This is a genomic window from Muricauda sp. SCSIO 65647 (assembly GCF_021534965.1).
Taxonomy (GTDB): Bacteria; Bacteroidota; Bacteroidia; order Flavobacteriales; family Flavobacteriaceae; genus Flagellimonas_A.
The window spans coordinates 986344-1012175 of the sequence record NZ_CP091037.1; the positions used below are offsets into that span (position 1 = coordinate 986344).

General features: G+C 43.5%; 22 protein-coding genes. 13 read left to right on the forward strand and 9 right to left on the reverse strand.

Features of this window, described 5'->3' with window-relative positions:
• Nucleotides 1-17 precede the first annotated feature (17 nt).
• Both galE and L0P89_RS04405 read right to left on the reverse strand, forming a co-directional pair.
• Nucleotides 18-1034 carry a UDP-glucose 4-epimerase GalE gene (gene galE / locus L0P89_RS04400; RefSeq protein WP_235267187.1) on the reverse strand — a complete coding sequence of 339 codons (1017 nt, stop codon included), beginning with the start codon at nucleotides 1032-1034 and terminating at the stop codon, nucleotides 18-20.
• Nucleotide 1035: 1 nt separating this feature from the next.
• Nucleotides 1036-2190: a DegT/DnrJ/EryC1/StrS family aminotransferase gene (locus tag L0P89_RS04405; protein ID WP_235267188.1), complete on the reverse strand. Its 1155-nt coding sequence runs from the start codon at nucleotides 2188-2190 to the stop codon at nucleotides 1036-1038.
• Between the two features lie 89 nt (nucleotides 2191-2279).
• Here L0P89_RS04405 and L0P89_RS04410 point away from each other — a divergent pair, with 89 nt between their 5' ends.
• The 3 genes from L0P89_RS04410 to L0P89_RS04420 all read left to right on the forward strand — a co-directional run bounded on the left by L0P89_RS04410 (nucleotide 2280) and on the right by L0P89_RS04420 (nucleotide 5122).
• Nucleotides 2280-3515 (forward strand): 3-deoxy-D-manno-octulosonic acid transferase, encoded by a 1236-nt coding sequence (locus tag L0P89_RS04410; protein WP_235267189.1) that lies wholly within the window; start codon nucleotides 2280-2282, stop codon nucleotides 3513-3515.
• A 28-nt stretch (nucleotides 3516-3543) separates the two neighbouring features.
• Nucleotides 3544-4866: a sugar porter family MFS transporter gene (locus L0P89_RS04415; protein ID WP_235267190.1), complete on the forward strand. Its 1323-nt coding sequence runs from the start codon at nucleotides 3544-3546 to the stop codon at nucleotides 4864-4866.
• Between the two features lie 109 nt (nucleotides 4867-4975).
• Nucleotides 4976-5122, forward strand: coding sequence for a hypothetical protein (locus L0P89_RS04420; RefSeq protein ID WP_235267191.1), 147 nt, complete (start codon nucleotides 4976-4978; stop codon nucleotides 5120-5122).
• 52 nt (nucleotides 5123-5174) lie between these two features.
• Here the strand turns inward: L0P89_RS04420 and L0P89_RS04425 are convergent, their stop codons facing one another.
• From L0P89_RS04425 to L0P89_RS04440, 4 genes are all read right to left on the reverse strand, one after another.
• Nucleotides 5175-6476 (reverse strand): ATP-dependent 6-phosphofructokinase, encoded by a 1302-nt coding sequence (locus L0P89_RS04425; RefSeq protein WP_235267192.1) that lies wholly within the window; start codon nucleotides 6474-6476, stop codon nucleotides 5175-5177.
• A 78-nt stretch (nucleotides 6477-6554) separates the two neighbouring features.
• Entirely contained in the window at nucleotides 6555-8408 is a 1854-nt protein-coding gene (locus L0P89_RS04430) for a phosphoenolpyruvate carboxykinase (GTP) (protein WP_235267193.1), read from the reverse strand.
• 32 nt (nucleotides 8409-8440) lie between these two features.
• Entirely contained in the window at nucleotides 8441-10279 is a 1839-nt protein-coding gene (locus tag L0P89_RS04435) for an SLC13 family permease (RefSeq protein ID WP_235267194.1), read from the reverse strand.
• A gap of 19 nt (nucleotides 10280-10298) precedes the next feature.
• A complete protein-coding gene (locus L0P89_RS04440; protein ID WP_235267195.1) occupies nucleotides 10299-11090 on the reverse strand; it encodes a universal stress protein in 792 nt (263 codons plus the stop codon).
• Nucleotides 11091-11282: 192 nt separating this feature from the next.
• On the opposite strand from L0P89_RS04440, the gene L0P89_RS04445 reads away from it, so the two are divergent.
• Both L0P89_RS04445 and L0P89_RS04450 read left to right on the forward strand, forming a co-directional pair.
• A complete protein-coding gene (locus L0P89_RS04445) occupies nucleotides 11283-12017 on the forward strand; it encodes a DUF2490 domain-containing protein (protein WP_235267196.1) in 735 nt (244 codons plus the stop codon).
• A gap of 86 nt (nucleotides 12018-12103) precedes the next feature.
• Nucleotides 12104-12826 carry an energy transducer TonB gene (locus L0P89_RS04450; RefSeq protein WP_235267197.1) on the forward strand — a complete coding sequence of 241 codons (723 nt, stop codon included), beginning with the start codon at nucleotides 12104-12106 and terminating at the stop codon, nucleotides 12824-12826.
• 87 nt (nucleotides 12827-12913) lie between these two features.
• On the opposite strand, the gene L0P89_RS04455 is transcribed toward L0P89_RS04450, so the two are convergent.
• Nucleotides 12914-14110 (reverse strand): succinylglutamate desuccinylase/aspartoacylase family protein, encoded by a 1197-nt coding sequence (locus L0P89_RS04455; RefSeq protein ID WP_235267198.1) that lies wholly within the window; start codon nucleotides 14108-14110, stop codon nucleotides 12914-12916.
• A gap of 2 nt (nucleotides 14111-14112) precedes the next feature.
• Nucleotides 14113-15957, reverse strand: a complete 1845-nt coding sequence (locus tag L0P89_RS04460; RefSeq protein ID WP_235267199.1) for a CBS domain-containing protein — start codon at nucleotides 15955-15957, stop codon at nucleotides 14113-14115.
• Nucleotides 15958-16108: 151 nt separating this feature from the next.
• Here L0P89_RS04460 and hemN point away from each other — a divergent pair, with 151 nt between their 5' ends.
• Together hemN and L0P89_RS04470 are read left to right on the forward strand one after the other, a co-directional pair.
• Nucleotides 16109-17467: an oxygen-independent coproporphyrinogen III oxidase gene (gene hemN, locus L0P89_RS04465; protein ID WP_235267200.1), complete on the forward strand. Its 1359-nt coding sequence runs from the start codon at nucleotides 16109-16111 to the stop codon at nucleotides 17465-17467.
• Nucleotides 17468-17500: 33 nt separating this feature from the next.
• Nucleotides 17501-18322: a universal stress protein gene (locus L0P89_RS04470; RefSeq protein WP_235267201.1), complete on the forward strand. Its 822-nt coding sequence runs from the start codon at nucleotides 17501-17503 to the stop codon at nucleotides 18320-18322.
• 93 nt (nucleotides 18323-18415) lie between these two features.
• Here the strand turns inward: L0P89_RS04470 and L0P89_RS04475 are convergent, their stop codons facing one another.
• Nucleotides 18416-18847, reverse strand: a complete 432-nt coding sequence (locus L0P89_RS04475; RefSeq protein WP_235267202.1) for an Rrf2 family transcriptional regulator — start codon at nucleotides 18845-18847, stop codon at nucleotides 18416-18418.
• Between the two features lie 101 nt (nucleotides 18848-18948).
• On the opposite strand from L0P89_RS04475, the gene L0P89_RS04480 reads away from it, so the two are divergent.
• The 6 genes from L0P89_RS04480 to L0P89_RS04505 all read left to right on the forward strand — a co-directional run bounded on the left by L0P89_RS04480 (nucleotide 18949) and on the right by L0P89_RS04505 (nucleotide 25746).
• Complete coding sequence (locus L0P89_RS04480) at nucleotides 18949-19338, forward strand: hypothetical protein (RefSeq protein WP_235267203.1); 390 nt, start codon at nucleotides 18949-18951, stop codon at nucleotides 19336-19338.
• 73 nt (nucleotides 19339-19411) lie between these two features.
• Nucleotides 19412-21679 (forward strand): TonB-dependent receptor domain-containing protein, encoded by a 2268-nt coding sequence (locus L0P89_RS04485; protein WP_235267204.1) that lies wholly within the window; start codon nucleotides 19412-19414, stop codon nucleotides 21677-21679.
• 305 nt (nucleotides 21680-21984) lie between these two features.
• Complete coding sequence (locus L0P89_RS04490; protein WP_235267205.1) at nucleotides 21985-22491, forward strand: c-type cytochrome; 507 nt, start codon at nucleotides 21985-21987, stop codon at nucleotides 22489-22491.
• 5 nt (nucleotides 22492-22496) lie between these two features.
• Entirely contained in the window at nucleotides 22497-23084 is a 588-nt protein-coding gene (locus tag L0P89_RS04495) for a fasciclin domain-containing protein (RefSeq protein ID WP_235267206.1), read from the forward strand.
• 31 nt (nucleotides 23085-23115) lie between these two features.
• Entirely contained in the window at nucleotides 23116-25071 is a 1956-nt protein-coding gene (gene nosZ, locus L0P89_RS04500; RefSeq protein WP_235267991.1) for a Sec-dependent nitrous-oxide reductase, read from the forward strand.
• A gap of 90 nt (nucleotides 25072-25161) precedes the next feature.
• Complete coding sequence (locus tag L0P89_RS04505) at nucleotides 25162-25746, forward strand: hypothetical protein (RefSeq protein WP_235267207.1); 585 nt, start codon at nucleotides 25162-25164, stop codon at nucleotides 25744-25746.
• The last annotated feature ends 86 nt before the right edge of the window (nucleotides 25747-25832 follow it).

Sequence of the window (25832 nt, forward strand, 5' to 3'; positions counted from 1 at the left end):
TTCGTTGATAAGGAAGTTTATTTTCTGATTTTTTGTTCCCATTTCCAAGCCGAGGCCATGGCATCATCAAGAGTAGAGAGGGCTTTCCATCCCAAGACTTCGTTTGCCTTTTTGGTATCGGCATAAGCTTGAATGACGTCGCCAGGTCGTCGAGCTACCACCTTGTTGTTCAGTTTTTTGCCCGCTACACGTTCAAAACTTTGAATGACCTCCAATACCGAGCTTCCTTGTCCCGTACCAAGGTTGAACACTTCAAAATTTTCTTCATTTTTCTCCTCAAGAAGTCGCTGTAGTGCCACTACGTGCGCCTTGGCCACATCGACCACGTGTATATAATCCCTGATACAAGTGCCATCAGGTGTCGGATAATCATCACCAAAGACCGAAAGCTGTTCGCGCAAGCCTACCCCGGTCTGGGTAATAAAGGGTACAAGGTTCTGGGGCACTCCGATGGGCAATTCGCCTATCTCGGCACTAGGGTGCGCCCCGATAGGGTTAAAGTAACGAAGTGCAATGGCCGCCAATTGCGGATTCACCTTGCACGTATCACTGATAATCTCTTCACCGATCTGTTTTGTGTTGCCGTAAGGAGATTCTGCAGCTTTCACCGGTGCATTTTCAGTGATGGGCAACTCATCGGCTTGGCCATAGACCGTACACGAAGAGCTAAAAATAAAATTGGCCCTACCCTTTTTTACCAATTCTTGAAGTAGATATACCAAAGTGCCCAAATTGTTCTCATAATATAGCAAGGGCTTCTCAACACTTTCACCAACGGCCTTGGAAGCCGCAAAATGAATGACCCCCGCAATGTCATCATACTCTGAGAAAAAATCGCGCACTTTCTGTTTATCGCGCAGATCCATTTGTTCGAAAATGGGTTCTTTGCCCGTGATGGATTCAATTCCGTTCAATACTTCTTTGGAAGAATTTGAAAGGTTGTCGATAATGATCACCTCAAAACCCTCATTCTGAAGCTCAACCACAGTATGCGAGCCTATGAAGCCGAGACCACCGGTCACTAGTATTTTCATGTCAGTCGTTAACGAATTTTATTACCAAATCGGTTATGAAGTCAATCTGCTCATCATCAAGCTCGGTGTGCATGGGCAGTGAAATTACTTCTTGGACCAATTGATTGGTAACCTTGAAATCATCTTCATTGTATCGCTCATCTGCGTACGCCTTCTGTTTGTGCAACGGAATCGGATAGTAAACACCACAGGGTACACCATTGTCATTCAAATGTTGTACCAGGGCATCTCTTTTGCCATTGGTGATGCGCAAGGTATATTGGTGAAAAACATGGCAATCGCAGGTGTCACATATACCATCACAATCATTCACCGTTTTTGGTCTTATGATATGTTTTTGATCCCCGAAAGCCGTGTCATACTTTTGGGCCGCATTTCTCCTTTCTTGGTTATACTCATCAAGTCTCGGAAGTTTTGCCCGCAAAACGGCTGCCTGAATACTGTCCAATCTTGAGTTGACGCCCACTACATCATGATGGTAGCGCACATACATGCCATGGTTTACAATGCCCCGAATGATATTGGCCAAATCATCATCATTGGTGAAAATGGCCCCACCATCACCATAGCATCCCAAATTTTTGGAAGGGAAGAAAGAGGTAGAGGCCACATGGCCTATGGTACCTGCTTTTTGCTTTTCTCCATTTTTTGAGATATGCGCGGCGCCTATTGCCTGTGCGTTGTCTTCGATGACAAATAGATTATGCTTCTTGGCCAAATCCATCAAGGCATCCATATCGGCGCACTGCCCAAAAAGGTGTACGGGCACAATGGCCTTTGTCTTCGGCGTTATGGCCCTTTCGACCGCCTTGACATCAATGTTGAAGGTGTCAGGGTCTACATCGACCAGCACGGGCGTCAAATTTAACAGTGCAATGACCTCAACGGTGGCCGCAAAGGTGAAATCGGCAGTAATGACCTCATCACCGGGCTGAAGGCCCAAGCCCATCATACAGATCTGTAGGGCATCGGTACCATTGGCACAGGGAATCACATGCTTGACCCCCAAATAATTTTCCAGTTCTTTTTGAAAAGCGTGCACATCCGGGCCGTTGATAAATGCCGAAGAATCCAGTACGTTTGAGATTGATGAATTTATCTGGTCTTTTATTCCCTCATACTGGCCTTTGAGGTCAACCATCTGTATTTTTCGCATGGGAAGTAATTATGGTGCAAAATTAAGAAAATATGGCACCTTAATGCGATTTGGTTCAAAGAAATGTATTTTAGCGCAAAGTCGTCATAGTGCATTCACTCTACAACATGCTGGCCCATGTGGCATGGTTCTTTGTCAAGGTGGCCTCCCCTTTCAATACCAAGTTGAACTTATTCGTTTCAGGTAGGAAAAAGGTTTTCAAGAGCCTACGATCGAAAATCGAATCTACTGACAAAACGATATGGGTACATGTGGCTTCGTTGGGAGAATTTGAACAAGGGCGTCCGTTGATGGAAACACTCAAAACCCATTATCCCGAACATAAATTGGTGCTGACCTTTTTTTCCCCCTCGGGCTATGAGGTGAAAAAGAGTACCCAAATCGCCAATATAGTGACCTATTTACCATTTGACACCCTTTCAAATGCCGTGCGCTTTCTTGATATCTTGCATCCTGAATTGGCCCTCTTTGTCAAGTATGAGGTCTGGCCCAACTATTTGCAACAGCTGCACAGAAGAAAGGTGCCCACCCTACTTATATCGGCCCTGTTTTCAAAACGACAAATCTATTTTAAACCTTGGGGTGCTTTCATGAGGAAGAGCCTGAACAATTTTTCCCATTTTTTTGTACAGGATGAAAACTCGAAAAAAATGCTGACATCGATCGGCATGCAAAATGTGACCATCAGTGGCGATACACGGTTTGACCGTGTTGCAAAAATTCTAAAACGCAACAATGCCCTCGATTTCATGGATGCCTTTTGCGGTGATGCCCTTTGTCTTGTTGCTGGAAGCACCTGGCCCGAAGACGAAGTGATTTTGGTAGATTTCATCAACAACTCACAAAAGCCCGTCAAGTATGTTATAGCCCCCCATGACATCAAGCCGACACATATTGGAAAATTGAAGTCTTCTTTGACCAAAAGGACGATTTGTTATTCAGAACTCGGCGAGGTTGACATCACACAATTCAACGTATTGATCATCGATACCATTGGGTTGCTCACAAAAATTTACAGCTATGCCCATATGACTTATGTCGGGGGCGGCTTTGCCACTGGCCTTCACAACACGCTCGAACCAGCTGTTTTTGGCATTCCGGTGATAATAGGCCCCCATTATAAGGGATTTAAGGAAGCTGAAGAGCTTGTTGACCGTGGGGGCATTGTTTCTATTGATTCAAAAGATGAATTTGCCCATGTGACCAACCACTTCATATCAGACTTTGATTCTGTTCTGAAAACAGGAAAGATAAATTCAGAATACATTTCAGAAAATATCGGTGCCACCGAGACCATCATGAAACATATCAAAACACTTCTGTAATTTTAGTCAACACAAAAAAACCAAGTCAATGGACAGACGCATTCTACTGATCTCGATTATCGTTGCCCTTGCTGGCTTTTTGTTCGGATTCGACACCGTGGTCATCTCAGGAGCGGACCAAAAACTACAATCGCTTTGGAACTCTTCTGATACATTTCATGGCATCGTGGTCATGGGCATGGCGCTTTGGGGCACCGTAATCGGGGCATTTTTCGGTGCCATACCCACTGATAGGCTGGGTAGAAAGCAAACGTTGATTTGGATAGGAGTTCTTTATTCGGTATCGGCTTTGGGTTCTGCATTGGCAAACGACCCCTATGTCTTCGCTTTTTTTAGGTTTATCGGTGGTCTGGGCGTTGGCGCCTCAACCATAGCCGCACCTGCCTATATTTCTGAAATTGCACCCGCCAAGAACCGCGGCAAACTAGTGGGCATGTACCAGTTCAATATCGTTTTTGGCATTATGATCGCCTATCTGTCAAACTACCTTCTCAGCGGCATCAGTGAAGACGATTGGCGATTCATGCTGGGGGCCGAGGCCATACCAGCAATTATATATACCGCAGCGGTTTTCACGGTACCAAAAAGTCCGCGATGGTTGTTGACCAAATCAAGAGAGGATGAAGCACAAAAGATGTTAAAAAAACTTCGTTTGGACACCAGCATAGCACAACTGAAAAAAGATATGCAAGAGACGGTGGCCTCAGGTTTGGGTGAAAACATTTTTATGAAAAAGTATCGTTTTCCTGTGCTACTGGCCTTTTTGATCGCCTTTTTCAACCAATGGTCTGGAATCAATGCCTTTTTGTACTATGCTCCCAGGATTTTTGAAGAGGCGGGTCTTGGCGAAAGCACGGCCCTATTGAGCAGTATTGGCATCGGGGTCACCAATCTTCTCTTCACCCTACTGGGCATCTACCTGATCGATAGACTCGGAAGAAAACAATTGATGTATTTTGGGTCTGCCGGTTATATCATTTCCTTGAGTCTGGTCTCGATGGCTTTCTTCTTTGGATGGACGGGTATGGCCGTTCCCATATTTTTGTTCATTTTCATTGCCTCGCACGCCATCGGGCAAGGAACGGTGATCTGGGTATTCATTTCTGAAATTTTTCCGAACCATTTGAGGGGTTCGGGCCAAGCCTTGGGCAGTTCTACCCACTGGGTATTGGCGGCCGTGATCCCGTCATTCGTACCTGTGCTGTTCGGCACCGTGGGCGCAGGATTCGTATTTGCCTTTTTCGCCTTTATGATGGTCTTGCAATTGCTATGGGTTATTTTCATGATGCCTGAAACAAAAGGCGTCTCACTTGAAGCGCTTGCCAAAAAAATGAGCGCCAAAAAATCGTGAAGCGTCTTGTGGCGGAATATGGTTAAAATCAGTGATTTAGTCGAATATATTGCCTGAAATAGCCCTTTTTTTACGAATAATTCCTTAAATTGATGGAAATTATTCGATTATGGGAAAAGGTACTACTGTCGGAACTAGCTTTTTGGATGGATTCCTAAGAATCATGGTCTTTGCCCTGATAGCGATTCTCATCGCCATACCTGTTTGCATTGTTTTAGAGTTGCTGGGTGTCTTTGACGCGCTCGGTATTTTTTGACCAGACCAATATCCTCAAAAAAACAAAACCTCCCAAAAGGAGGTTTTTTCTTTTACATCAGAAAGGGCTGTCCCGTTGACTGAAGCACCGCAAACCAGAACTCGCTTTCAAGATCAATTTTCTTGCGCTTCTTCGTGACCGCCGATATGGGAAGGTATACGAACTTGTTGTTCACCCTACCCACCACAAATTTGGTCTTGCCCGCCATGGCCCCATGTACCGCTTGATAGGCCAGGCCACTGCAGAAGACACTATCGGTTGAATTGGCCGCAGCACTCCTGACAATATAGCTAGGGTCGATGTACTTGATGGTCACGGGAAAAATATCCTTGAAATAGGTACTGATCTCATCTTTCAAGAACAAGCCGATATCATCATGCTGTACGTTGCCAGAAGCATCGGTTCTCACATCGTCCTTTTTGAACAAGTGTTGGCCCGCCCCTTCGGCCACGACGATCACGGCATGGTGCTTGGCCTCCAATCGCTTTCTCAAAACGGCTAGAAAACCTTTTTCACCATACAGTTCAAATCGCTGTTCAGGTACTAGCACAAAATTTACCACTGGCATGGCCAATGTGGCAGAGGCCGCAATGAAACCGCTGTCCCTACCCATCAATTTTACAATAGAAATACCATTATAGGCCCCTTTGGCCTCATTATGGGCATCTTTCAAAATGGGGCTTGCAATATCAAAAGACGTCTCAAATCCGAATGATTTATCGATGATGTCGATATCATTGTCAATGGTCTTGGGTATACCGATCACCGCAATGTCCAATCCCCTTTTCCGAATTTCTTCGCCAATGTCATTGACCCCTTTCAAGGTACCGTCTCCACCGATCGCAAAAAGTAGGTCAATTTGGTTATCCACCAACGTGTCAACCATTATCGACACCTCTTGCGCCCCTCTAGAAGAGCCTAAAATAGTACCGCCAAACTGATTTATATCTTTGACCCCATCTGGAGTCAACTCTATAAAACCATGGCCTTTTTCAGGATTCAAGCCCTCATAGCCATATGGTATTCCCAAAATTCTTTTGACCCCGTAAAAATAGTGCAGGGCCATTACTACCCCGCGAATCACATTGTTGATGCCAGGGCAAAGACCACCACAGGTAACGATTGCAGCGGTGACCTTATCTGGTTGAAAATAAATATGCTGCCTAGGGCCCGCTTTTTCTAAACACAATGGTTCTTCACTCTTATCCAAACACTGGTTATAGTGCTCAAGCGAAAGGTCATAGACCAACTTATTATCTTCTTTGACATAGTTGAAGATGTTATCTCCCCTGACAGTACTTAACTGTAGGGGAGATTTCACCTTCGGAATGCCCAAACTTTCTATATTGAACATTAGTTTACGAGATTAAAAGTGGCCGCCAATCTCATGGTGCGAATCGATTGGCGGACCACCTTTTATGATTTGGTCAGGTTATATTCTTTCTGGCGCTAGTTCCCATTTTTCAGGAGATCTCCATAGACTAGAAAGAAGTAACTCTCTCATGAACGTGAACTCTTTAGGAAGCTTGTCGTACATTTTTTCAAAGAGTTCTTCATGACCCAATACTTCACCTTTCCATTGCTCACGGTCGATGTCCATGATTTCATCAAATTGCTCGATTGAATAATCAAGACCTTCCCAGTTGATATCATTGTAAGTAGGCATCCAACCGATCGGACTTTCTACTGCACCTGCTTTACCTCTTACTCTACCGATGATCCACTCAAGAACTCTCATGTTATCACCGAAGCCTGGCCATTGGAAATTGCCCTCTTCATCTTTTCTGAACCAGTTTACCACGAACATTCTTGGAGGATTCTGTAGCGATCTACCGAATTGCAACCAGTGATTGAAGTAGTCTGCCATGTGGTATCCACAGAATGGCAACATTGCGAATGGGTCTCTTCTCACTTTACCTACTTGTCCGAAAGCGGCAGCCGTCATTTCAGAACCGATCGTAGAAGCGGCATAAACCCCAGAGTTCCAGTTTGTAGCTTGATATACCAAAGGCACCGTAGTACTTCTTCTACCACCTACTATGAATGCGCTGATCGGCACACCTTGAGGGTCTTCCCATTGTTCATCGATACTTGGGCATTGGCTTGCTGGGCAAGTGAAGCGAGCGTTCGGATGAGCTACTTTTTCGTCAGAACCAGCTTCGTGTACTTTTCCGTGCCAGTTAATGGTTCCTTCTGGCATTTCAGAGCCGATACCTTCCCACCATATATCACCGTCAGGAGTAATACCTACGTTAGTGAAGATACTGTTCTCTTTGATGGTTTCCATCGCATTCGGGTTTGTTTTATAATTGGTACCCGGTGCTACACCAAAGTAGCCAGCTTCAGGGTTGATCGCGTACAACCTACCGTCAGGCCCTGGTTTGATCCAAGCGATATCGTCACCTACTGTAGTGATCTCCCATCCGTCTGTTCCTTTAGGAGGGATCAACATCGCGAAGTTCGTCTTACCACATGCACTTGGGAAAGCCGCTGCTACGTACGTTTTTTCTCCTTCTGGACTTTTTGCCCCCATAATGAGCATGTGCTCTGCCAACCATCCTTCGTCGCGAGCCATTACGGAAGCAATACGAAGTGCGAAACATTTTTTACCCAACAATGCGTTACCACCGTAACCAGAACCATAAGAAACAATGCTTCTTTCTTCTGGATAGTGTACAATATACTTCACCGTTGGGTTACATGGCCATAGCACATCTTCTTGTCCTTCTTGCAAAGGAGCACCTACAGTATGCAAACACTTGATAAATTCACCATCGGTTCCCAGTTGATCAAGTGCATCAACTCCCATACGTGTCATAATGCGCATGTTGACCACTACATACTCTGAATCTGTGATTTCAACTCCAATCTGGGAAATAGGAGAACCTAAAGGCCCCATACAGAATGGAATCACATACATCGTACGCCCTTTCATACAACCTTCAAACAATGGATCTAAAGTGGCTTTCATTTCTTTAGGTGCCATCCAATTGTTTGTTGGGCCTGCATCTTCTTTTCTTCTACTACAAATAAAGGTTTTATCTTCTACTCGAGCCACATCACTGGGGTCAGAGAAACAAGCAAAGCTATTTGGTCTTTTCTCTGGATTCAGGCGTTTGAACGTACCTTTATCTACAAGTTTCTGAGCAAGTCGATCATACTCTTCTTGTGAACCATCACACCAATAAATTTCATCAGGTTGGCATTTTGCTGCTACTTCAGAAACCCATGACCTTAGTGCGCTATGTTTCACATCTAATTTGTTTTTCATCGGTTTTGTTTCCATTATTTCCAAATTTAAATATTTAATGTTATGTTTTAAAAAGGCCATACCAACGGCACCAAGAGTACCGTTGCAATAAAAAATAATAACAATAAAGGCCCACCGACCTTTACATAGTCTAAAAAGTTATACCCGCCAGCTGATAATACCATGGCGTTCGTCGTCGTGCCCACAGGGGTCAAAAAGGCCGTAGAGGCGCTTATGGCCACCGTTATCAAATAGGGCTTGGGGGAAACCCCAAGCGATGTTGCGGCGATCAAGGCGATAGGTGCCATTAAAACGGCCGTGGCCGAATTGTTGATGGTCTGGCTGAAACCTGTGGTCAACAAAAAGATACCGGCCAACAAAACCGTGGGGTGCAGACTACCCAAAGAATTGACCAATCCGTTTGCGGCCATTTGGGCGACCCCTGTTTTTTGCAGGGCCAGCCCCATGGGTATCATTGCGGCAATCATGACCACGCTCGTCCAACTTATGCCCTTGTACGCTTTAGAGATGGGCACGCATCGGGTCAACATCATGATGCCGGCACATACCAAAGCGGCAATGGCGCCCGGTAATACCTTGAAGACCAGCAAAAGAATCATCAATACCAAGGTGCCCATGGCAATGTAACTTCTGGTACTCAGGGTTGCCACATTTTTTGACATGGCCTCTGGGCTTCCTGAAATTACGACATTTTCGTAAAGTGCCTTGAGTGTTTCTATATTTTCCCATGGGCCACGAATAACAAAGGCATCACCCGCTTCTATCTTTATCTTACCTTTAAGTGGCCTATTTTTCCGTGAAGCCGCCAATAGCTGTACCCCCGATTTTCTAAGGTACTGGCCTAGATTGATCACACGGCCCACAAACACAGACTTTGGCGTGATCAACATTTCTGCCATGCCCACCTCTTGATTGATCAGTTCATTTTTCAAGGTATCTTTTTCTGCAGGCGTGGGAATAATGCCCAAACTATATTTCAATGTCAATCGGTCAACCGCTTCAGGGTCTCCTTTCACCGTAATGATGTCATGGTAGCGCATTTCGGTATCGGGCTCTGGAAGCTCTACAAAAAGTGGAACCCGTTGCTGTAACGGACTTGGGTGTCTTCGTTTCAAGCGCATGACCGCTACATGGTGCTCTTGTTCAAAATTCCAATCGCCTATCTTGGTATTGATCAAAGGTGACATTGAACGAATTCGCAAGCGATAGAGATTGTCGCCAATACTATAGCTCTCAATCCATTTGTGCATTTCGGCATCGATATCGACCGGCCTGTTCTTGGTCTTGTGACTGGGCAGAAGACGATAGCCGATATACCTGAAATAAAGAATGGAAATTACCAAGAGCGGTAACCCTATCAACGAGAACTCGAAGAAAGAGAACCCTTCCAAATTATTTTCGATCAACGTATTACTGGCAATAATGTTCGGTGGGGTGCCCGTGAGGGTCAACAAGCCGCCGGTATTCGACCCGAAGGCGACCGGCATCAGTAGTTTTGAGGGCAAGGTGCCAGCACTCCATGCCGCTGATACCGTTACTGGAAGCAGTGCTGCCACCGTACCGGTATTGCTCACAAACCCAGATAATAGACTGGCCCCCAAAGTCACTATGATCAATAATTTCGGCACACTTTTACCGGCCCAACTTACAAAACGCTGGCCAGCAAGGGCTGTCCACCCTGTACGCGAAAGCCCCTCACCGATAATGAACAGGGCAGCGATCATGATGACCGTGGCATTGCTAAAGCCGCTCAAGGCTTCATTCATATCTAAAATACCCGTGAGGAACAATGTCAACATTGAGATCAGTGCCACGACATCGGGAGGGAATTTGCCCCAGATAAAAAGAACAATCGTAATGGTAAGGATGATCAGTAAGGTGACCATAGTAAAATTGTTGCTAGTGCTAATCAAGTGTCAAAACCGGAACATCGGAATGTAGCGTCAACAATTTTGTCAACCTGCCCTCAGATGGCTTTGTTTTTTGTGCATGGTTACGGGGTAAAATGGTCAAGAGGTCAATATTTTTTTCCTCTATATAATCCAATATACCTTTTTCTATATCTTGGTTTTTTTCGAATGTGTGTTCTACATAAAAGTGTTCTAGATAGTATTCCAAAGAGTCTTCATTGGACTCAACCACAGCGTTTTCCTCGTAGATGGAGTCTTTGTAAATCGTAAGTACATGTACCTTGGCATTGAACATACGTGCGATGTGCAAGAGCATTCCCAACAAGCGCGGGTTTTCAATTTCTTCTTTGCCCAAGACCAGTGCGATCTCTTTGGGAATATTGATTTCTTCACCGTAAGGCACTGACATCACCGGGCAGTCAGCTTCCAAAACCAGGCTCGAAGTATTCGTCAAATGCTCATCAACACTCATGTCGCCCAGAGTGCCCATGATGACCAAATCAGCTTTATTTTTTTTTCTAGCCTCTAGAACACTCTTGACCAGTTCACCCTTTACCGTAAGCAATTCGGGCTTGAACTTGGTGCGCTTGTTCAATGAGCCGACCACTTTATCAAAACTTGCCTGCGTCTCTTTTATATCAGATTCACTGATGTTCGAAGTACTTGCATAGATGGCCTGTACCTGAATGGGTCTCTCAAAACCAACAAACCTAAGTGTATATTCCAGTGCGGCTATAGCGGGTTCCGTGAAATCAAACGGAACCAAAATTTTGCTAATGCTGCTCATACCTATGAAATTTAAATGGGTTATAATTCAATTTCGGTTCAAAAGTAATCTTGGGGCTTAATCCAAAACATGACAGAAGTCAGTTTTAAGATTTTCTTCATGAAAAAAAACCGGTTTTTTGAAGAATGATATTTATCATACTTTTCAGATTTCTTTGGGGAGAACTTGCGCCCGATTTCAACCTAACGGGGTATGAACAATTCTAAAATGCATCCGTTCAAAACCTGGTTTTTTGTCGGATTGGCCTTAGTTGGCACCATAAGCAAATTGTTCACTCAAGAACACCCCAAAGATGCCACGGGAACATGGATGGAGATGTTTGGCGATAATGCCATATCAAAAAAATGGAGCATTCCCGTAGCCGGTGTTCTCAGACAGTATGATTTGGCACAAGAAACAGAATTTGCTTTTTTGAGAACCGGTATTACCTATAAAATGAACGATAGGTTTGAAACTACTTTGGGGACGGCCTATCTAGACACCCAACCTTTTGGGCATGACGATCTGGAAACCCTCAATACCGAGTTTTGGTTATATGAAGAATTTGTTATCAAAAGCACTTCGCCCTGGGCGCAACGTTTTCGATTTGAACATCGATGGATCAGCAATAGTGAGAACCATTTTTTGAACAATAGGCTCAGATACCGTTTGCAATACAAAAAATCAATTGGCGAGAACCTTTATTTGAAATGTTCTGACGAGCCTTTTTTCAATTTTGATGAGGCCGCTATCAACCAAAATCGATTTTATCTTGGACTGGGAAGAAAGATCAACTCAGATGTTTCTTTTGAGGTCGGGTATATGAAAAACCACGTCGGCAAGCACAATTACGACCGGGTACGCATGATAGTATTGTTCAAGACCAGATTTTTTGAAAATTCTATAAATGGTTTAACACAAGCCCATAAATTATCAATGTCGCAATAAAAAGTCATAAAAATTCAAAAATTGACAAATATCATGTTTTAAGCGAGTCAAGGGAAGTACTTTTATTGCCATAAATAACATTCGTCATGAAATCTAAAAAAAATCCAAACGCGGATATCGGCAGAAATAGCAGCCTTTATTTTATGGTAGGATTGACCGTAGTACTTTTCACTGTATGGCAGCTATTAGAGTACAAGACCTATGAAACCGAGAACGACTTCGTTCAAGTGTTAGAAGTAGCAGACAACATCGATGAAGATGTACCTGTAACCGAACAGATCAGAACCGCTCCACCCCCACCACCACCAAGTGCACCTGCGATAATAGAAGTGGTAGAAGATGAGTTGGAGATAGAAGAAACAGTCATCGAAAGCACCGAGAGTAGCCAAGACACCGAAATTGCCGAGGCCATTGCCGTTGACGATGTAAGTGTTGGCGAGGAAGAAGAAGACATTTCGGTACCTTTTGCCGTCATTGAAAATGCCCCTGTATTTCCAGGTTGTGAAGATCTGGGATCGGAAACCGAGCGCAAGGCCTGTTTCAATAAAAAAATGCTAGAGCACATTAGAAACAATTTTAAATATCCGAAAACGGCCCTTGAACTGGGCATAACGGGTAGGGTATTCGTAAAATTTGATATCGACTCAAAAGGCCGTGTGTCAAATATTCTAAAAAGAGGGCCAGATAGATTATTGGAAGATGAGGCTGCCAGAATAATAGCCCTGCTGCCCCAAATGAAACCTGGGCAACAGCGTGGCAGAGCTACAAAGGTCACTTACAGTATACCCATCAATTTTGTAGTGCAGTAGTATAAACAAGAATATACTGTAGTACAAAAAAGAAAGACCGAACTTGTGTAAATACAAGTTCGGTCTTTTTTTGTAGGTGATTTTTCGTCAATACCACTTTTCGTCGATATATTCTTTTTCTTTTGAATTTCTTTCCCTACTTCTGATAATCAAATGGTCTTTATCAAAAAATCGTGTTCGGTAACCCAACAAGTGAAAAACAGGTTTGGCCATAAAACGGGCCACATTTCGATTCACCATCAAAGCAGACTTTTCTTTGTCTACCCATTTTAGACCTGGTAATAAGGTCAACACATGGTCAGCGTGAATTTTTCGCAACCATTTCGACAACCAAAGAAAGAATCGCGGAATCTCACGAATGAAATAAAAGCCCTCGCTTCCCTTTTTTTGGTACAGCGGCATGAACAACTGCCTTGGCTTGGTCGTTTTGATCACTCCTTGTCCGTTTACCGCAATAGGCTTGTCTTTTGGCACTTTTTGAAAATTCACAAAGCCCGGAAGCATGTCAAAACAATCTTGTGGGCCAATCTTATGCTGGTAGTAGATCTCATAAAAAGTATGGGGCTCTTTACATGAGTCGGCAACTTTGTTCTTCAATGCTGCCAGTGAAGTTTCATCAACACTCACTACCCCTGTCAATGCAAGGGTGTATTTGATAAAATCAACGCTCTTTTTTATGGCCATGGTATGGTCGTGCTGGCCGCTTTCATAACCAAACGACACATAACCCAATTCGTTGATATAGCTCAGCATTGCGCCCGTAAGGTATTCTTCAATGCCCAAAATGGTGGGCAGCGGATAGTTAGAAACAAATTTTCGGTTCAACAAACTGTCGTTCACCACTATAAAAGGATCTGTTTCACCCGAAGTGGTATGTAAATCGATGAAATAATAGGGTGGTCGGGTCTTTTTGAAAAGCTGGTTCAAAAGCTTCATCAATTGCTGCATCTCTTTGGCATCATCACTTTCAAGTGAACTTTTGTCGCCCAATTGTGCAATTCGTTCTGGTTTCCAGATTCGATTCAGGTCTTCTTGATGAAAACGAATACTTTTTTGAAGAGCCGGTAGGTTTCCGGCAATAGCAAAAAATTCGCCTTTGATGGCGATATTTTTTGATTGTAATTGTTGCAGCACTTCATCAAGGGCGAAGATACCCGCCGGTTCATTGCCGTGTATCCCTCCAAAGAAAATAACCGTGGGGCCTGGTTCTTTCCCTTTAAGATGGCCCAAAACCCTATTAACTTTTAGTGAGCTGCCCAAGGCCTTGCTATAGACTTCAGGCATGATCAAATATCTTTTCTACTTATGATTCCTACCAAGGTGTTATCTAAAACCACGGGCAAACAGCCAATATCATGCTTGCCCAGCAATGTTTTGGCCGAGCCGATTTCCATCTCTGGTGAAGCGGTCATTACCTCTTTTATCATAATTTCGGAAACTTTCGTATTGTTAAAATCTGTTGTTGTGGCCAAAGATTGCAAATAACTCCATGTCAACAGCCCTGATAAATCTCCTTGATCATTCTCTACCGGAATATGGTGTATGCCGTTCCATTGCATGATAGCTTGTGCCATACTGACAAGGTCATCTTCGTGCAATTTGAAAAGATGGGTGGTCATGATCTCTTTTACAAGTTTGGGCTTTCGTCTAATATTTTCCAAATTTACATGTTCCCATCGATGTATCGGTAAATTTTGGGATTGATTCTCTACCATTTTTTTAGTGAGCAACACCAAAGACTTATCTGTTTTGAACCGCTGTTTCAATGTTCTCATATTGGCCACTTGCCACTGTTCTCCTGTCATTCCCTTGGTACGCCCTTCAATGACCCCCAGCAAACGTTCGATATCTTCCTCATCGACACCACACTTATGAAGCCCTTTATAGGCAATGGGCAAAAGTTTGTTCAATATCAACTTTTTGGCACTATATAGTTCACCACACCACAAAAAAACGGTTTCCTTGCCAGAACGTGCCGCTTTTATGAAGTTCGTCTTGGCCGATTTGAAATCCATCTGTGATGGCATGTCATCAAAAACCTTTGGGCGGCCTTTCATCAAACCGACCCAAAAAGCGAAGTTGGCCATCTCATCGATGACCGAAGGACCGGATGGAATATATCTATTCTCTATTCTAAGATGGGGTTTTCCGTTCCCCACGCCGTAGCACGGTCGGTTCCAACGGTAAATGGTGCCGTTGTGCAGGCATAATGCGGGCAACTTTGAAATTTCTCCTTTTTTGAACTTTTGAAGAGAGCTTTCCGCTATTGGCTTGGTCAACAATATACGGTGCTTTGAAATGTCTTTTTTAAAGATTTCGGCCACTGATCCCTCTTCCCAATGATCTCCAAAACCGACTCGTGGTGTTTGGTTGCGCAGGGCATATGCCGTTCTTCTTGTATCAAGACTTTGTTGGAACAATGCAATACGCGTTTCCTTCCACAATTCCCTCCCCATGAGCATCGGAGAATTACAGCATACCGAAAGTACCGGCCCTGCAATTGCCTGGGCCCAGTTATAACTCGATATAAAGTCATGTGAGGGTACTTGCAGGTGCAGTTGAAAACTGGTATTACAAGCCTCGAACATCACAGAATCATGTTTTAAATACAGCTCATCAACACCTCGTATTTTCAGGTTGAAATCATCTCCCTTATATGCCTTGAGCATTTCATTCAAAGCAAAATATCTTGGTATGGGGGTCAAATAATCCAAGCCCACTTCTTTTTTGCCAATTGTGGGCAAAATACCTGCCAATAAGAGATGGGCCTTATTTTTTTTTGCTTGGTCATCAGCTTTTTGAAGCAGTTCCCGCAATTGATTCTCAATAAGTGAAAAACAGTTGTTCTTAAGTTCAAACGGGTCTAGGTTGATCTCAATGTTATAGCTCGCCAGTTCGGTAGTAAAATGGGCGTCGTCAATTTCATTCAACAACTTGAGATTAATGCCATATGGCCGATAGTTCTTGTCGATGAGACAAAGTTCTTGTTCTGCACCGACGCGAACCACATCATCTTCGAACATTTCATTTTGTAAAAGCAACTCAAGGGTTTCTACGTCATCGATCAAATGCTGCACGAAAGCCATTCTTTCTTCAGCATCTTTTGTATTTGAAGTGATCATTTCGCCCATATACCTAATAACTTGACGAACAAATCTAGATATCGAAATCGATTGAAAACATGACATTTGTCAGACAAAACCCGAAGAGGGCGGGTTCAAATGATAATTGTCATGTTTTTTCGGGCCGGGGAAAACTAATTTTGGTTTATAAGCCAAACGTATGTGCGACCTTACCCATAAGTACAATGTTCCGGGACCCAGATATACCAGTTATCCGACGGTTCCCTACTGGGATAATGATTCTTTTTCAGGAAAACGTTGGAAAGAGAGCATCAAACAAAGCTATCGAGAAAGCAAGAACGATGGCGTAAGTGTGTACATTCACCTCCCTTTTTGTGAAAGTATGTGTACTTTCTGTGGATGCCATAAGCGCATTACCAAAAGGCATGAAGTGGAAAGCCCTTATATAGGGGCAGTTTTGAAAGAATGGTCCCTGTATCGAAAATTGTTGGGCGAACGACCCATTATCAAAGAATTGCACTTGGGTGGCGGCACCCCGACCTTTTTCTCACCTGAAAACCTTAAAAAACTTATTGACGGCATTTTTCGTTTTGCCCATATGGCCGAAGATGCAGAGTTGAGCTTCGAGGGCCACCCAAACAACACGACCAAGGCCCACCTACAGACTTTGTATGATGTAGGGTTCAGAAGAGTCTGTTTTGGGGTGCAAGATTACAATGAAAAAGTACAGCATGCCATACGCCGGGTGCAGCCCTTTGAAAATGTAGAACGCGTTACCCGATGGGCCCGTGAAATCGGCTATACATCTGTCGGACATGATATCATTTACGGACTTCCGTTTCAAACCTTCGATGATGTCAACCACACAATTGACAAAACCAATGAACTTAGACCCGACCGCTTGGCATTTTATAGCTATGCCCATGTGCCTTGGCGAAAAGGAAATGGTCAACGGGGATACCGCGATGAAGACCTACCCACTACAGAAGACAAGAAATTGCAATATGAACTGGGCAAAAAAAGGCTGACCGACCTAGGGTACAAAGACATAGGCATGGATCATTTCGCGCTACCCACTGATGCTTTGTACAAAGCTGTCGAAAATGGCACTTTGCATCGCAATTTCATGGGCTACACCCCTTCAAAAACACACATAATGATCGGTCTAGGGGTATCAAGCATCAGTGATAGTTGGTATGCTTTTGCCCAAAACGTAAAAAGTATCGAAGAGTATCAACATTTGGTCGAAAAAGGCATCATACCTGTTTATAGGGGCCACCTGCTAAATGAAGAAGACCTACTGATACGCCAACATATACTGAACCTCATGTGCCGATTTGAAACCAGTTGGCAAATTGGTGAGGGCAATAACATAAATTTTGAGAACGTTATAGATAACCTGAAAGAGTTAGAAGACGATAAATTGATCGAAATCTGCTCCAATCATATAAAAGTAACCGAAAAAGGCAGGCCGTTCATCAGAAACGTAAGTATGGCCTTTGACCTGAAGTTGCATAGAAAGCAACCCGAGATACAGTTGTTCTCGATGACCGTTTAACAGGCTGCCAAGGCAGACCAAAAAAAAAGACCCATGAAAAATATCATTGTCCCAGTCGATTTTTCAGAACAATCAGAGAAGGCCCTAAAAGTGGCTGCAGCCCTATCAGAAAAGTACAAAGCCAACCTCTTTGTATTGCATATGTTAGAGCTTTCACCAGCAATCATGGCCAATACCGAATATATGCCCCCCGAGCATGTGGTTCATCTCATGAAGTTGAACGAAAAGCGGTTTGCCGAGTTTTTAGACAAGCCCTATCTCAAAAACGTTAATATCACTCCTATCATAAAACACTACAAAGTGTTTAGCGAGGTAAACGACGTAGCTGAAAAACACGGTGCCGATTTGATTGTCATGGGGTCTCATGGTGTTGATGGGCTGGAAGAAATCTTTATCGGATCGAACACCGAAAGAGTGGTGAGGAGTTCTGAAATTCCGGTGCTGGTCATCAAAGGTGATATTTCAGATTTCAGGGTAGATAGATTTGTTTTTGCCTGTGACTTCAAGGAAGAAAATATCGCATCTGTCAAGAAGGCTTCAGACTTTGCGAAGAAACTTGGCACAGAATTGAAATTGGTGTATATCAACACCCCGGCAGATGCTTTTTTGAGCCATGAAGATGCCTATAAACGCATCTCAAAGTTCTTGAACATTGCCCAATTGGGATTGGAGGTGGACATTTACAATGATTACACCGTCGAAAAAGGCATCTTAAACTATGCCGAGACCAATGCCGCTGACCTTATCGGCATTCCGACACATGGTAGAAAAGGTCTGTCACACTTCTTTATGGGAAGCCTTGGTGAAGATATTGTCAACCACAGTAAGCTACCCGTGGTCACTTTCAAAATATAAGGCTGTTAGAGAGTGATTGGCTTTATGATTTGATGATTAGTGTATTGATGATAAAGGGAGATTTGGTTGACATCTCCCTTTTTCTTTGCCCTATTATAGAGGCAAAAAGGAAGTGCCTCTTTGAACATCTTCAATCAGTTGGCCCACTGTAGTCTCTTGAATACTGCTAATAAAGCTTGACTTGGTCTTACCGACCATATCATGCAAAGGACAAGGATAGTCTTCGTTGCACTTTTCTAAACTGAGTATGCATGATGTCAATCTGTTCTCACCATCGATAATCGACACAATTTTGAAAAGCGGTGTGTTTCTGTTCTCGTCGGTAAGATAGAAGCCTCCATGGGGCCCTTTGGCTGAGGAAACCACATGGTGTCGTGAAAGTTCTTGTAGCAACTTTGAGGTATAGGCCATGGGAATATCGGTCGCTTCGCTGATATTATTCGCCCTGATTCGCTGATTTCCGGTAGAATTTACCCCTAAATATAGTACTGCCTTAATGGCATATTTGACAGAGTTCGAGAACACAGATCAGTTATTTTTCCAAATATAAAGATTAAAAGACTTACTTATCCGAAATATGATTGATATCATGTTTTCATCCATATGCCGCCTCTAAATTTGTCGACATGAAAAGTTATGTGGTCTTATTGGTAACTGCAATGATGCTCATAAAGCCTTTATGGCCCATTGCAGAATACATTGCCAATTACGACTACATCACGAATGTGCTTTGCGAAAACAGAGACAAGCCGCAATTGCAATGTAATGGAAAATGCTACCTCTCCAAACAATTGGCCAAAGAAGCCGAACAAAATGACCAAAACCCTTTCGGAGAAAGATTTTTCATCGAAATGTTGCAAACGGTCTTTTTTGAGCCATTGACAACCCTATCAATTGAATATTCCGTTAAGAGTGATTCAAAAAACAAAATAGTCTATTTACACAACTTTTTTTCTTCACGCCACCTTTTGGTTTTGATTCAACCACCTGAAAATTGCTTGCCGACTTCATTCTAATTTTCGAATGGTGCTTTTACATGCTTCAAATGTATTGCACCAAAAACATTCGTTGAATCACAATAACAACATCATGACTTTTAAAACAAAACGGGCAATAGGTTTTTTGATGACCTTAATGCTCAGCATGTATGCATCGGCATTACAGGCCCAGAACTATCACAACATCCAATTACTTGACCAAGAAAATTCATCGCCAATAGTGGGTGCCACTTTTACTTATGGCGATCAAAGTGGCATCTCTGATATTGACGGAGGTATCGATTTTCAATACCAGAAAGGTGTGTCAATGAGCTTTTCACATATCAATTATGGAAAATGGTCATTGACCGATACCGAGGTCTTGAACATGATCGAAAAAAAGAGGTTGTACCGACAACCTATTATCGTCAATCTATACCCAATAACCGTAATAGCCCTCAGAAACGGTCACAACCCCAATGAAAATGTGAAACTCGATTATCAAGAGCGATTGGCTCACGATGGGGCATCGGTCTTGAACCAGAGCCCTGCTTTGAACAGCATACGAAAAGGTGGCAACTATGGGTTCGATCCTGTTTTCAGGGGTTTCAAATACGATCAATTGAACATCGTCTTGAACGGGGCACAAAGTGCTACAGCGGCCTGCCCCAATCGCATGGACCCCCCTACCAGTCAAATGGCCCCTAATATGATCGACAAAATCGAAGTGCTCAAGGGCCCTCACGCTTTGCGCTATGGTACCGGTTTTGGTGCTACCATAAACTTTGTGCCAACAAAGCTTCGGTTTTCGGAAGAGAGAGATATCTATGGTAGAATCTCAAATGGCTTTGAGGGCAATGGCTCTGTTTTGAGAAATGAAGGGCAGTTGGGTTTTAGTGGCAAAAACCACGATTATGCATTCTTTGGTTCGTGGTCACAGGGCAACGATTACACTGCTGGTAATGGCCAAACTATTGCTGCCGACTTTAATCGGGGCAGTTTCGGTGCCAATTTGGGTTTTAAGCTATCTGAGGACAACCTATTTCGGGTATCGGCGACCTATAATGTAGCAAGAGATGCTGATTTTCCAGCCCTTCCCATGGATTTAAGGGAAGATGATACTTGGATGTTCAATGCACGTCACGACATAAATTTTGATAAAGACCATTTATCATCTTGGAACACTACCATTTTTGCTTCGTTCGTAAATCACCTGATGGATAATTTATTGAAGCCCCTTGATCCTCGTATGTTGAACGCATCGACCAAAGCGACTACTTATAATTATGGTGCCAGAACAGAGGGAATCTGGAATTTCGAAAAGTCCAATCTTTTTGCGGGGGCCGATTTTAGAAGAGAGGGGGCTGAGGGCACTAGGGTTCGAGAATTCTTGATGGGGCCAAATGCGGGCAATGTGCTCCGTGACAATGCTTGGCAAGACGGACAGATAAGCAAAAGTGCCATCTTTTCTGAGTACCATCTCAATTTTGATAAAACGAGAATAGTATTGGCCACAAGGCTGGAGCTGAACAATGCAAATGTCGATGAGCCTACAGCAGAGTTTACCCAGGCAAATGGAGACACCGAAGTGTCACAGTTCAATCCGAGCTTTAGTCTTGGTGCCACAAGAAGTATTGGCAAAGAAATGACCTTGGGCCTATGGTTGGGCCGTGCGCAGCGCAGCGCAAGCTTAACTGAACGATATATCAATTATTTCCCCGTGGGTCAAGACCCGTTCGAGATGTTGGGCAATCCGCAATTAAATCAAGAAATAAACAATCAATTAGATCTGACCTTCAATTGGCAAAACAAGTTTACCAATGTGAACATAGATATTTTCGCAGGATATCTTCAAGATTTTATCTCTTCTGTCATAGATACGGAACTCGAACCACGACTGCCCACGAGCCCTGGTGTTAGACGGTTTGTCAATATTGAAGATGCGGTTAAACTAGGATTTGAGGTAAATTGGTCACAAGAACTGATCGGGGGGCTTCAACAACGTATGGGTATTGCCTACACCTATGCGCAAGATTTGGAACGGGACGAACCCTTACCAGAGATTGCACCATTCGATTTCAGATATACCGTTTTCGGCGAGTACATGAAAGGCAAACTGCACCCAGAGCTTACTTTCAGACATGTAATGGAGCAATCTCGAATATCTAACGAGTTTGGAGAAACCCAAACCCCATCATTTTCACTGCTGGATGCAAAACTGGCTTACAACTTTACAAAATCGGGTAGAATTTCAATAGGCATGAACAATATATTCGATGAAAACTACTATGAACATCTGACACGGTCGGTACGCGGAAACAACCAACCTATTTTCGCACCTGGTCGCAATGCCTTTGCGGCTATCAATTTCGTGTTCTGAAAAGTATGGGCATGGCACAAAAGTCAACAGCCATATAAAACCATACTTGTTCATTTATTTAAGGCCATTCGCCCTGAGGCGGATGGCTTTTTTATAAAAAAGGTGAAATCTCATTTTTCAGTATCATGGACCCCTGCGCACAAAAACAATTTAAATAATTGCAAATAAGCTATTTATGATTAAATAAATTGATTCTTGGATCTTTCTTTTCAATTAAAGACTTTTTTGTCTTAAATATGACGATTATCATATTTTATACTCTTCCCTCCCCTTACTTTTGGGACACAAATTCAAAAACAACATCCATGAAAATAGGCAGCAAGAGTATAGTTCTATTGTTCACTTTTCTGATGATAGCCTGTGGAGGAAAGCAAGAAAAGAAAGAAGAAGGTTTTAGCGTAGAGCGCAAAAAAACAACTGAAAAAAAAGTCGAGACAAATACAGCAGAAACCGTCAAACCCTCTGAGCGTATTGATTTGACCAACAAAGGCGTAGGCCCTATCAAATCTATAACAATCGATGACGAAATCGACCAGGCAATGGTCACCCAAGGTGAAGAGGTCTACAACCAAATGTGTTTGGCCTGCCATAGAGTCGGCAAAAAATTCATAGGTCCCGCACCCAATGGCATTCTCGAAAGAAGAACCCCTGAATGGGTCATGAACATGATCTTGGTCCCTGAAAAAATGGTAAAAGAAGATCCATTGGCAAAAGACCTCTTGATTGAATTCAATGGATCGCCCATGGCCAACCAAGGCCTTACCGAAGAGCAGGCCCGCGCCATAATAGAATACTTTAGAACCTTAAAATAGATGATATGAAGACAACAGCCAATCTCAAACTTTTGATTGGTTCATTTTGTATACTGATGTTGTTTTTCAGTTGCAAAAATGAAGCCAAGACACAGACTGCTACCGCTGGTGCTGAACAGACAGAAGCCAAGGAAACAAAAAAACAAGGACAGGCCTTTATCAAAGATGATGTTTCACGGCCCAATGTCTTGCAGATAGCGATCGGGTCTGAAGACCATTCTACCCTCGTGGCCGCAGTTCAGGCCGCAGATCTTGAAAATGCTCTCGTGAATGCAGGGCCTCTGATGGTTTTTGCACCGACAAATGCCGCTTTTGAAGCCCTACCTGAAGGCACTGTTGAAACTTTGTTGAAACCTGAGAACAAAGATGCCCTTGCCAATATTCTGAAGCATCACGTCACGCCAGGAAACTACAGCAAAGACTTCTTGAAAAAGTTCAAAAAGTTAGGGCAGGCCAACAACCAAAATGTAATGGTAGAGGTAAAAGGTGATGACGTCTATGTCGGTGGGGCAAAGATTATCGCCAGTGTTTCTGCCGGCAACGGCATTGTACACGTGGTTGACAAAGTAATATTGCCTCCATCAGACGAATAAAACCGATTTAAACGATAAACAATAAAAAATGATGAAAAAACTAAAATATCCAATTGTGATGTCGCTCGCCCTTGCCTTTATTTTCATTGGCTGCGGTGATCAGCGAAAAAGTTCTAACGGAGCATTGACTTCCAATGTGGCCGATAGGGTATATGTGGCCCCTGGTGAACACGATGAGTACTATGCATTTATTTCTGGAGGGTTCAGTGGGCAACTTTCAGTTTATGGGCTTCCCTCGGGAAGACTGTTCAAGGTAATCCCGGTATTTTCACAAGATGCAGAAAAGGCCTGGGGTTATAACGAAGAGACCAAGCCCATGCTGAACACCTCCCATGGATTCGTGCCTTGGGATGATTCTCACCACCCAGATATCTCCCAGACCAATGGTGAACTCGATGGTCGATGGGTGTTTATCAACGGCAACAATACGCCCCGTATTGCCAAGATAGACCTCAGTGTATTTGAAACGACCGAAATCATCGAAATACCCAACAGTGCAGGTAACCACAGTTCTGCCTTTGTGACCGAAAATACCGAGTATGTGGTGGCAGGCACGCGATTCTCGGTTCCCGTACCCCAAAGAGATATGCCCATCAGCGAGTATAAGGGTAACTTTAAGGGAGCTTTGACCTTTATCAGTGTCAATCCAGAAGATGGAGGCATGAACATCAAGTTTCAGTTGCTGATGCCCGGTTTTGATTACGATTTATCACATCCGGGAAGGGGCAACTCACATGGTTGGTTTTTCTTCAGCACCTATAATACCGAAGAGGCCAGCACTTTAATGGAGGTAAACGCCTCACAAAACGATAAAGACTTCATCGCTGCCGTCAACTGGAAAAAAATTGAAGAGTATGTGAACAATGGCGGCGGTACCATGATGCCTGCCAATTATGCGCACAATGTATACGATGAAGAAACCCATACGGGCACCTCGACCATGAAAAAAGAAGTGTTGGTCGTCAACCCATCTGAAGTGCCCGATGCCGTATACTTGTTACCGACCCCAAAATCGCCCCACGGTTGTGATGTAGATCCAACAGGTGAATACATAGTGGGATCTGGTAAACTATCGGCCGACCTCACCGTACATTCATTCACCAAAATGTTGGCGGCCATCGAGGGCAAAAAGTATGACGGCGATGCCTATGGCATTCCAATCTTGAAGTTTGAAGATGTATTGGCGGGCACGGTAAGCCAACCTGGCCTTGGCCCATTGCACACCGAGTTTGACGGTAAGGGCAATGCTTATACCACTTTCTTCATTTCTTCAGAAGTGGTCAAATGGAAGTTGGGCACTTGGGAAGTAGTCGATAGACAACCTTGCTTCTACTCAGTAGGGCACCTGATGATCCCCGGCGGCAATTCAAGAAAACCTTTTGGCAAATATGTGGTCGCCATGAACAAGATTACCAAAGACAGGTACTTGCCAACAGGTCCTGAGGTGACCCAATCGGCACAGCTTTATGATATCTCAGGTGAAAAAATGGAGCTGTTGCTTGATTTCCCGACTGTTGGTGAGCCTCACTATGCCGCAGGCATTGCTGCCGATATTGTTAAAGCCCGCTCCAAAAAAATCTTTGAGTTGAAGAACAACCATCACAAATATGGTATTCAATCAGATGCTGATGTACGGGTCGAACGAAATGGCAAAGAAGTCCACATCTATATGTCAATGATTCGTAGCCACTTCAACCCAGACAATATTGAGGGTATCAAAGTAGGCGACAAAGTATATTTCCATGTCACCAATCTTGAGCAAGATTATGATGTGCCCCATGGGGTAAGTATGATCGGTGCCAATACTTCAGAATTGTTGATCATGCCAGGGCAGACCGAGACCTTTGTCTGGGAACCCAAGCAACCGGGTGTATGGCCATTCTATTGCACCGATTTCTGTTCGGCATTGCACCAAGAAATGCAGGGGTATGTAAGGGTTTCCCCTGCCAACTCCAACATAGACCTTAGCTGGTCTTTGGGAGAATGATCGAATCTTAAAAGATTCTTTTTTCAAACTTAGGATGAAGCCGTCCGTCAATTGGCGGACGGCTTGCTTTTAAAGACTAAAAAAATAAAAATGAAGAAGTCACGTATTATCATGGCATTGGCAGCCTTATTGCCCCTGTTGCTGTTTGTTTTTCCCTTATGGAAAATAACTTTGGAAGCACCCCAATACCCTACCCCGTTAGGTATGTACATTCACATCAATGACTTTTCTGATGCCAACCCCCATGACATCAAAAACATAAACCTCATGAACCACTATGTGGGCATGAAGTACATACCTGATGCTATACCTGAGTTCAAGATATTTCCGATAGGCATCATCATCACAACGGTCATAGGACTGATAATCGCCTTGAAGGCCAACCACAAGTGGTTTCTTTATTGGTTCATCATGATGGTTTTGGTCAGTACCGCAGGCCTAATTGATTTTTATATATGGGAATATGACTATGGCCATGATCTAGACCCCAAAGCGATAATGAAATTCACGAATCCAGACGGGTCGGTAATGGGCTTTCAGCCTCCATTTTTTGGCTCTAAGGATATTCTAAATTTTAGGGCGCATTCATACCCGCAATTAGGAGCTTACTGCTTGGCATTGGGCATTGCCCTAGGGCTTATTTCTTATTTTATGGGGAAAAAAGAACGCAATTGAAACACCAAAAAATGCGCTGCCGTCTTCGTTCGCTCGATAATCGAAATCTAAGTGCCCCCAAATTTTTGGGGCTATTTTACAAAAAA

Coding starts and splice junctions, on each gene's coding strand:
- galE (WP_235267187.1), bottom strand. CDS start 1,034: ATGAAAATACTAGTGACCGGTGGTCTCGGCTTCATAGGCTCGCATACT.
- L0P89_RS04405 (WP_235267188.1), bottom strand. CDS start 2,190: ATGCGAAAAATACAGATGGTTGACCTCAAAGGCCAGTATGAGGGAATA.
- L0P89_RS04415 (WP_235267190.1), top strand. CDS start 3,544: ATGGACAGACGCATTCTACTGATCTCGATTATCGTTGCCCTTGCTGGC.
- L0P89_RS04420 (WP_235267191.1), top strand. CDS start 4,976: ATGGGAAAAGGTACTACTGTCGGAACTAGCTTTTTGGATGGATTCCTA.
- L0P89_RS04425 (WP_235267192.1), bottom strand. CDS start 6,476: ATGTTCAATATAGAAAGTTTGGGCATTCCGAAGGTGAAATCTCCCCTA.
- L0P89_RS04430 (WP_235267193.1), bottom strand. CDS start 8,408: ATGGAAACAAAACCGATGAAAAACAAATTAGATGTGAAACATAGCGCA.
- L0P89_RS04435 (WP_235267194.1), bottom strand. CDS start 10,279: ATGGTCACCTTACTGATCATCCTTACCATTACGATTGTTCTTTTTATC.
- L0P89_RS04440 (WP_235267195.1), bottom strand. CDS start 11,090: ATGAGCAGCATTAGCAAAATTTTGGTTCCGTTTGATTTCACGGAACCC.
- L0P89_RS04445 (WP_235267196.1), top strand. CDS start 11,283: ATGAACAATTCTAAAATGCATCCGTTCAAAACCTGGTTTTTTGTCGGA.
- L0P89_RS04450 (WP_235267197.1), top strand. CDS start 12,104: ATGAAATCTAAAAAAAATCCAAACGCGGATATCGGCAGAAATAGCAGC.
- L0P89_RS04455 (WP_235267198.1), bottom strand. CDS start 14,110: ATGCCTGAAGTCTATAGCAAGGCCTTGGGCAGCTCACTAAAAGTTAAT.
- L0P89_RS04460 (WP_235267199.1), bottom strand. CDS start 15,957: ATGGGCGAAATGATCACTTCAAATACAAAAGATGCTGAAGAAAGAATG.
- hemN (WP_235267200.1), top strand. CDS start 16,109: ATGTGCGACCTTACCCATAAGTACAATGTTCCGGGACCCAGATATACC.
- L0P89_RS04470 (WP_235267201.1), top strand. CDS start 17,501: ATGAAAAATATCATTGTCCCAGTCGATTTTTCAGAACAATCAGAGAAG.
- L0P89_RS04480 (WP_235267203.1), top strand. CDS start 18,949: ATGAAAAGTTATGTGGTCTTATTGGTAACTGCAATGATGCTCATAAAG.
- L0P89_RS04485 (WP_235267204.1), top strand. CDS start 19,412: ATGACTTTTAAAACAAAACGGGCAATAGGTTTTTTGATGACCTTAATG.
- L0P89_RS04490 (WP_235267205.1), top strand. CDS start 21,985: ATGAAAATAGGCAGCAAGAGTATAGTTCTATTGTTCACTTTTCTGATG.
- L0P89_RS04495 (WP_235267206.1), top strand. CDS start 22,497: ATGAAGACAACAGCCAATCTCAAACTTTTGATTGGTTCATTTTGTATA.
- nosZ (WP_235267991.1), top strand. CDS start 23,116: ATGAAAAAACTAAAATATCCAATTGTGATGTCGCTCGCCCTTGCCTTT.
- L0P89_RS04505 (WP_235267207.1), top strand. CDS start 25,162: ATGAAGAAGTCACGTATTATCATGGCATTGGCAGCCTTATTGCCCCTG.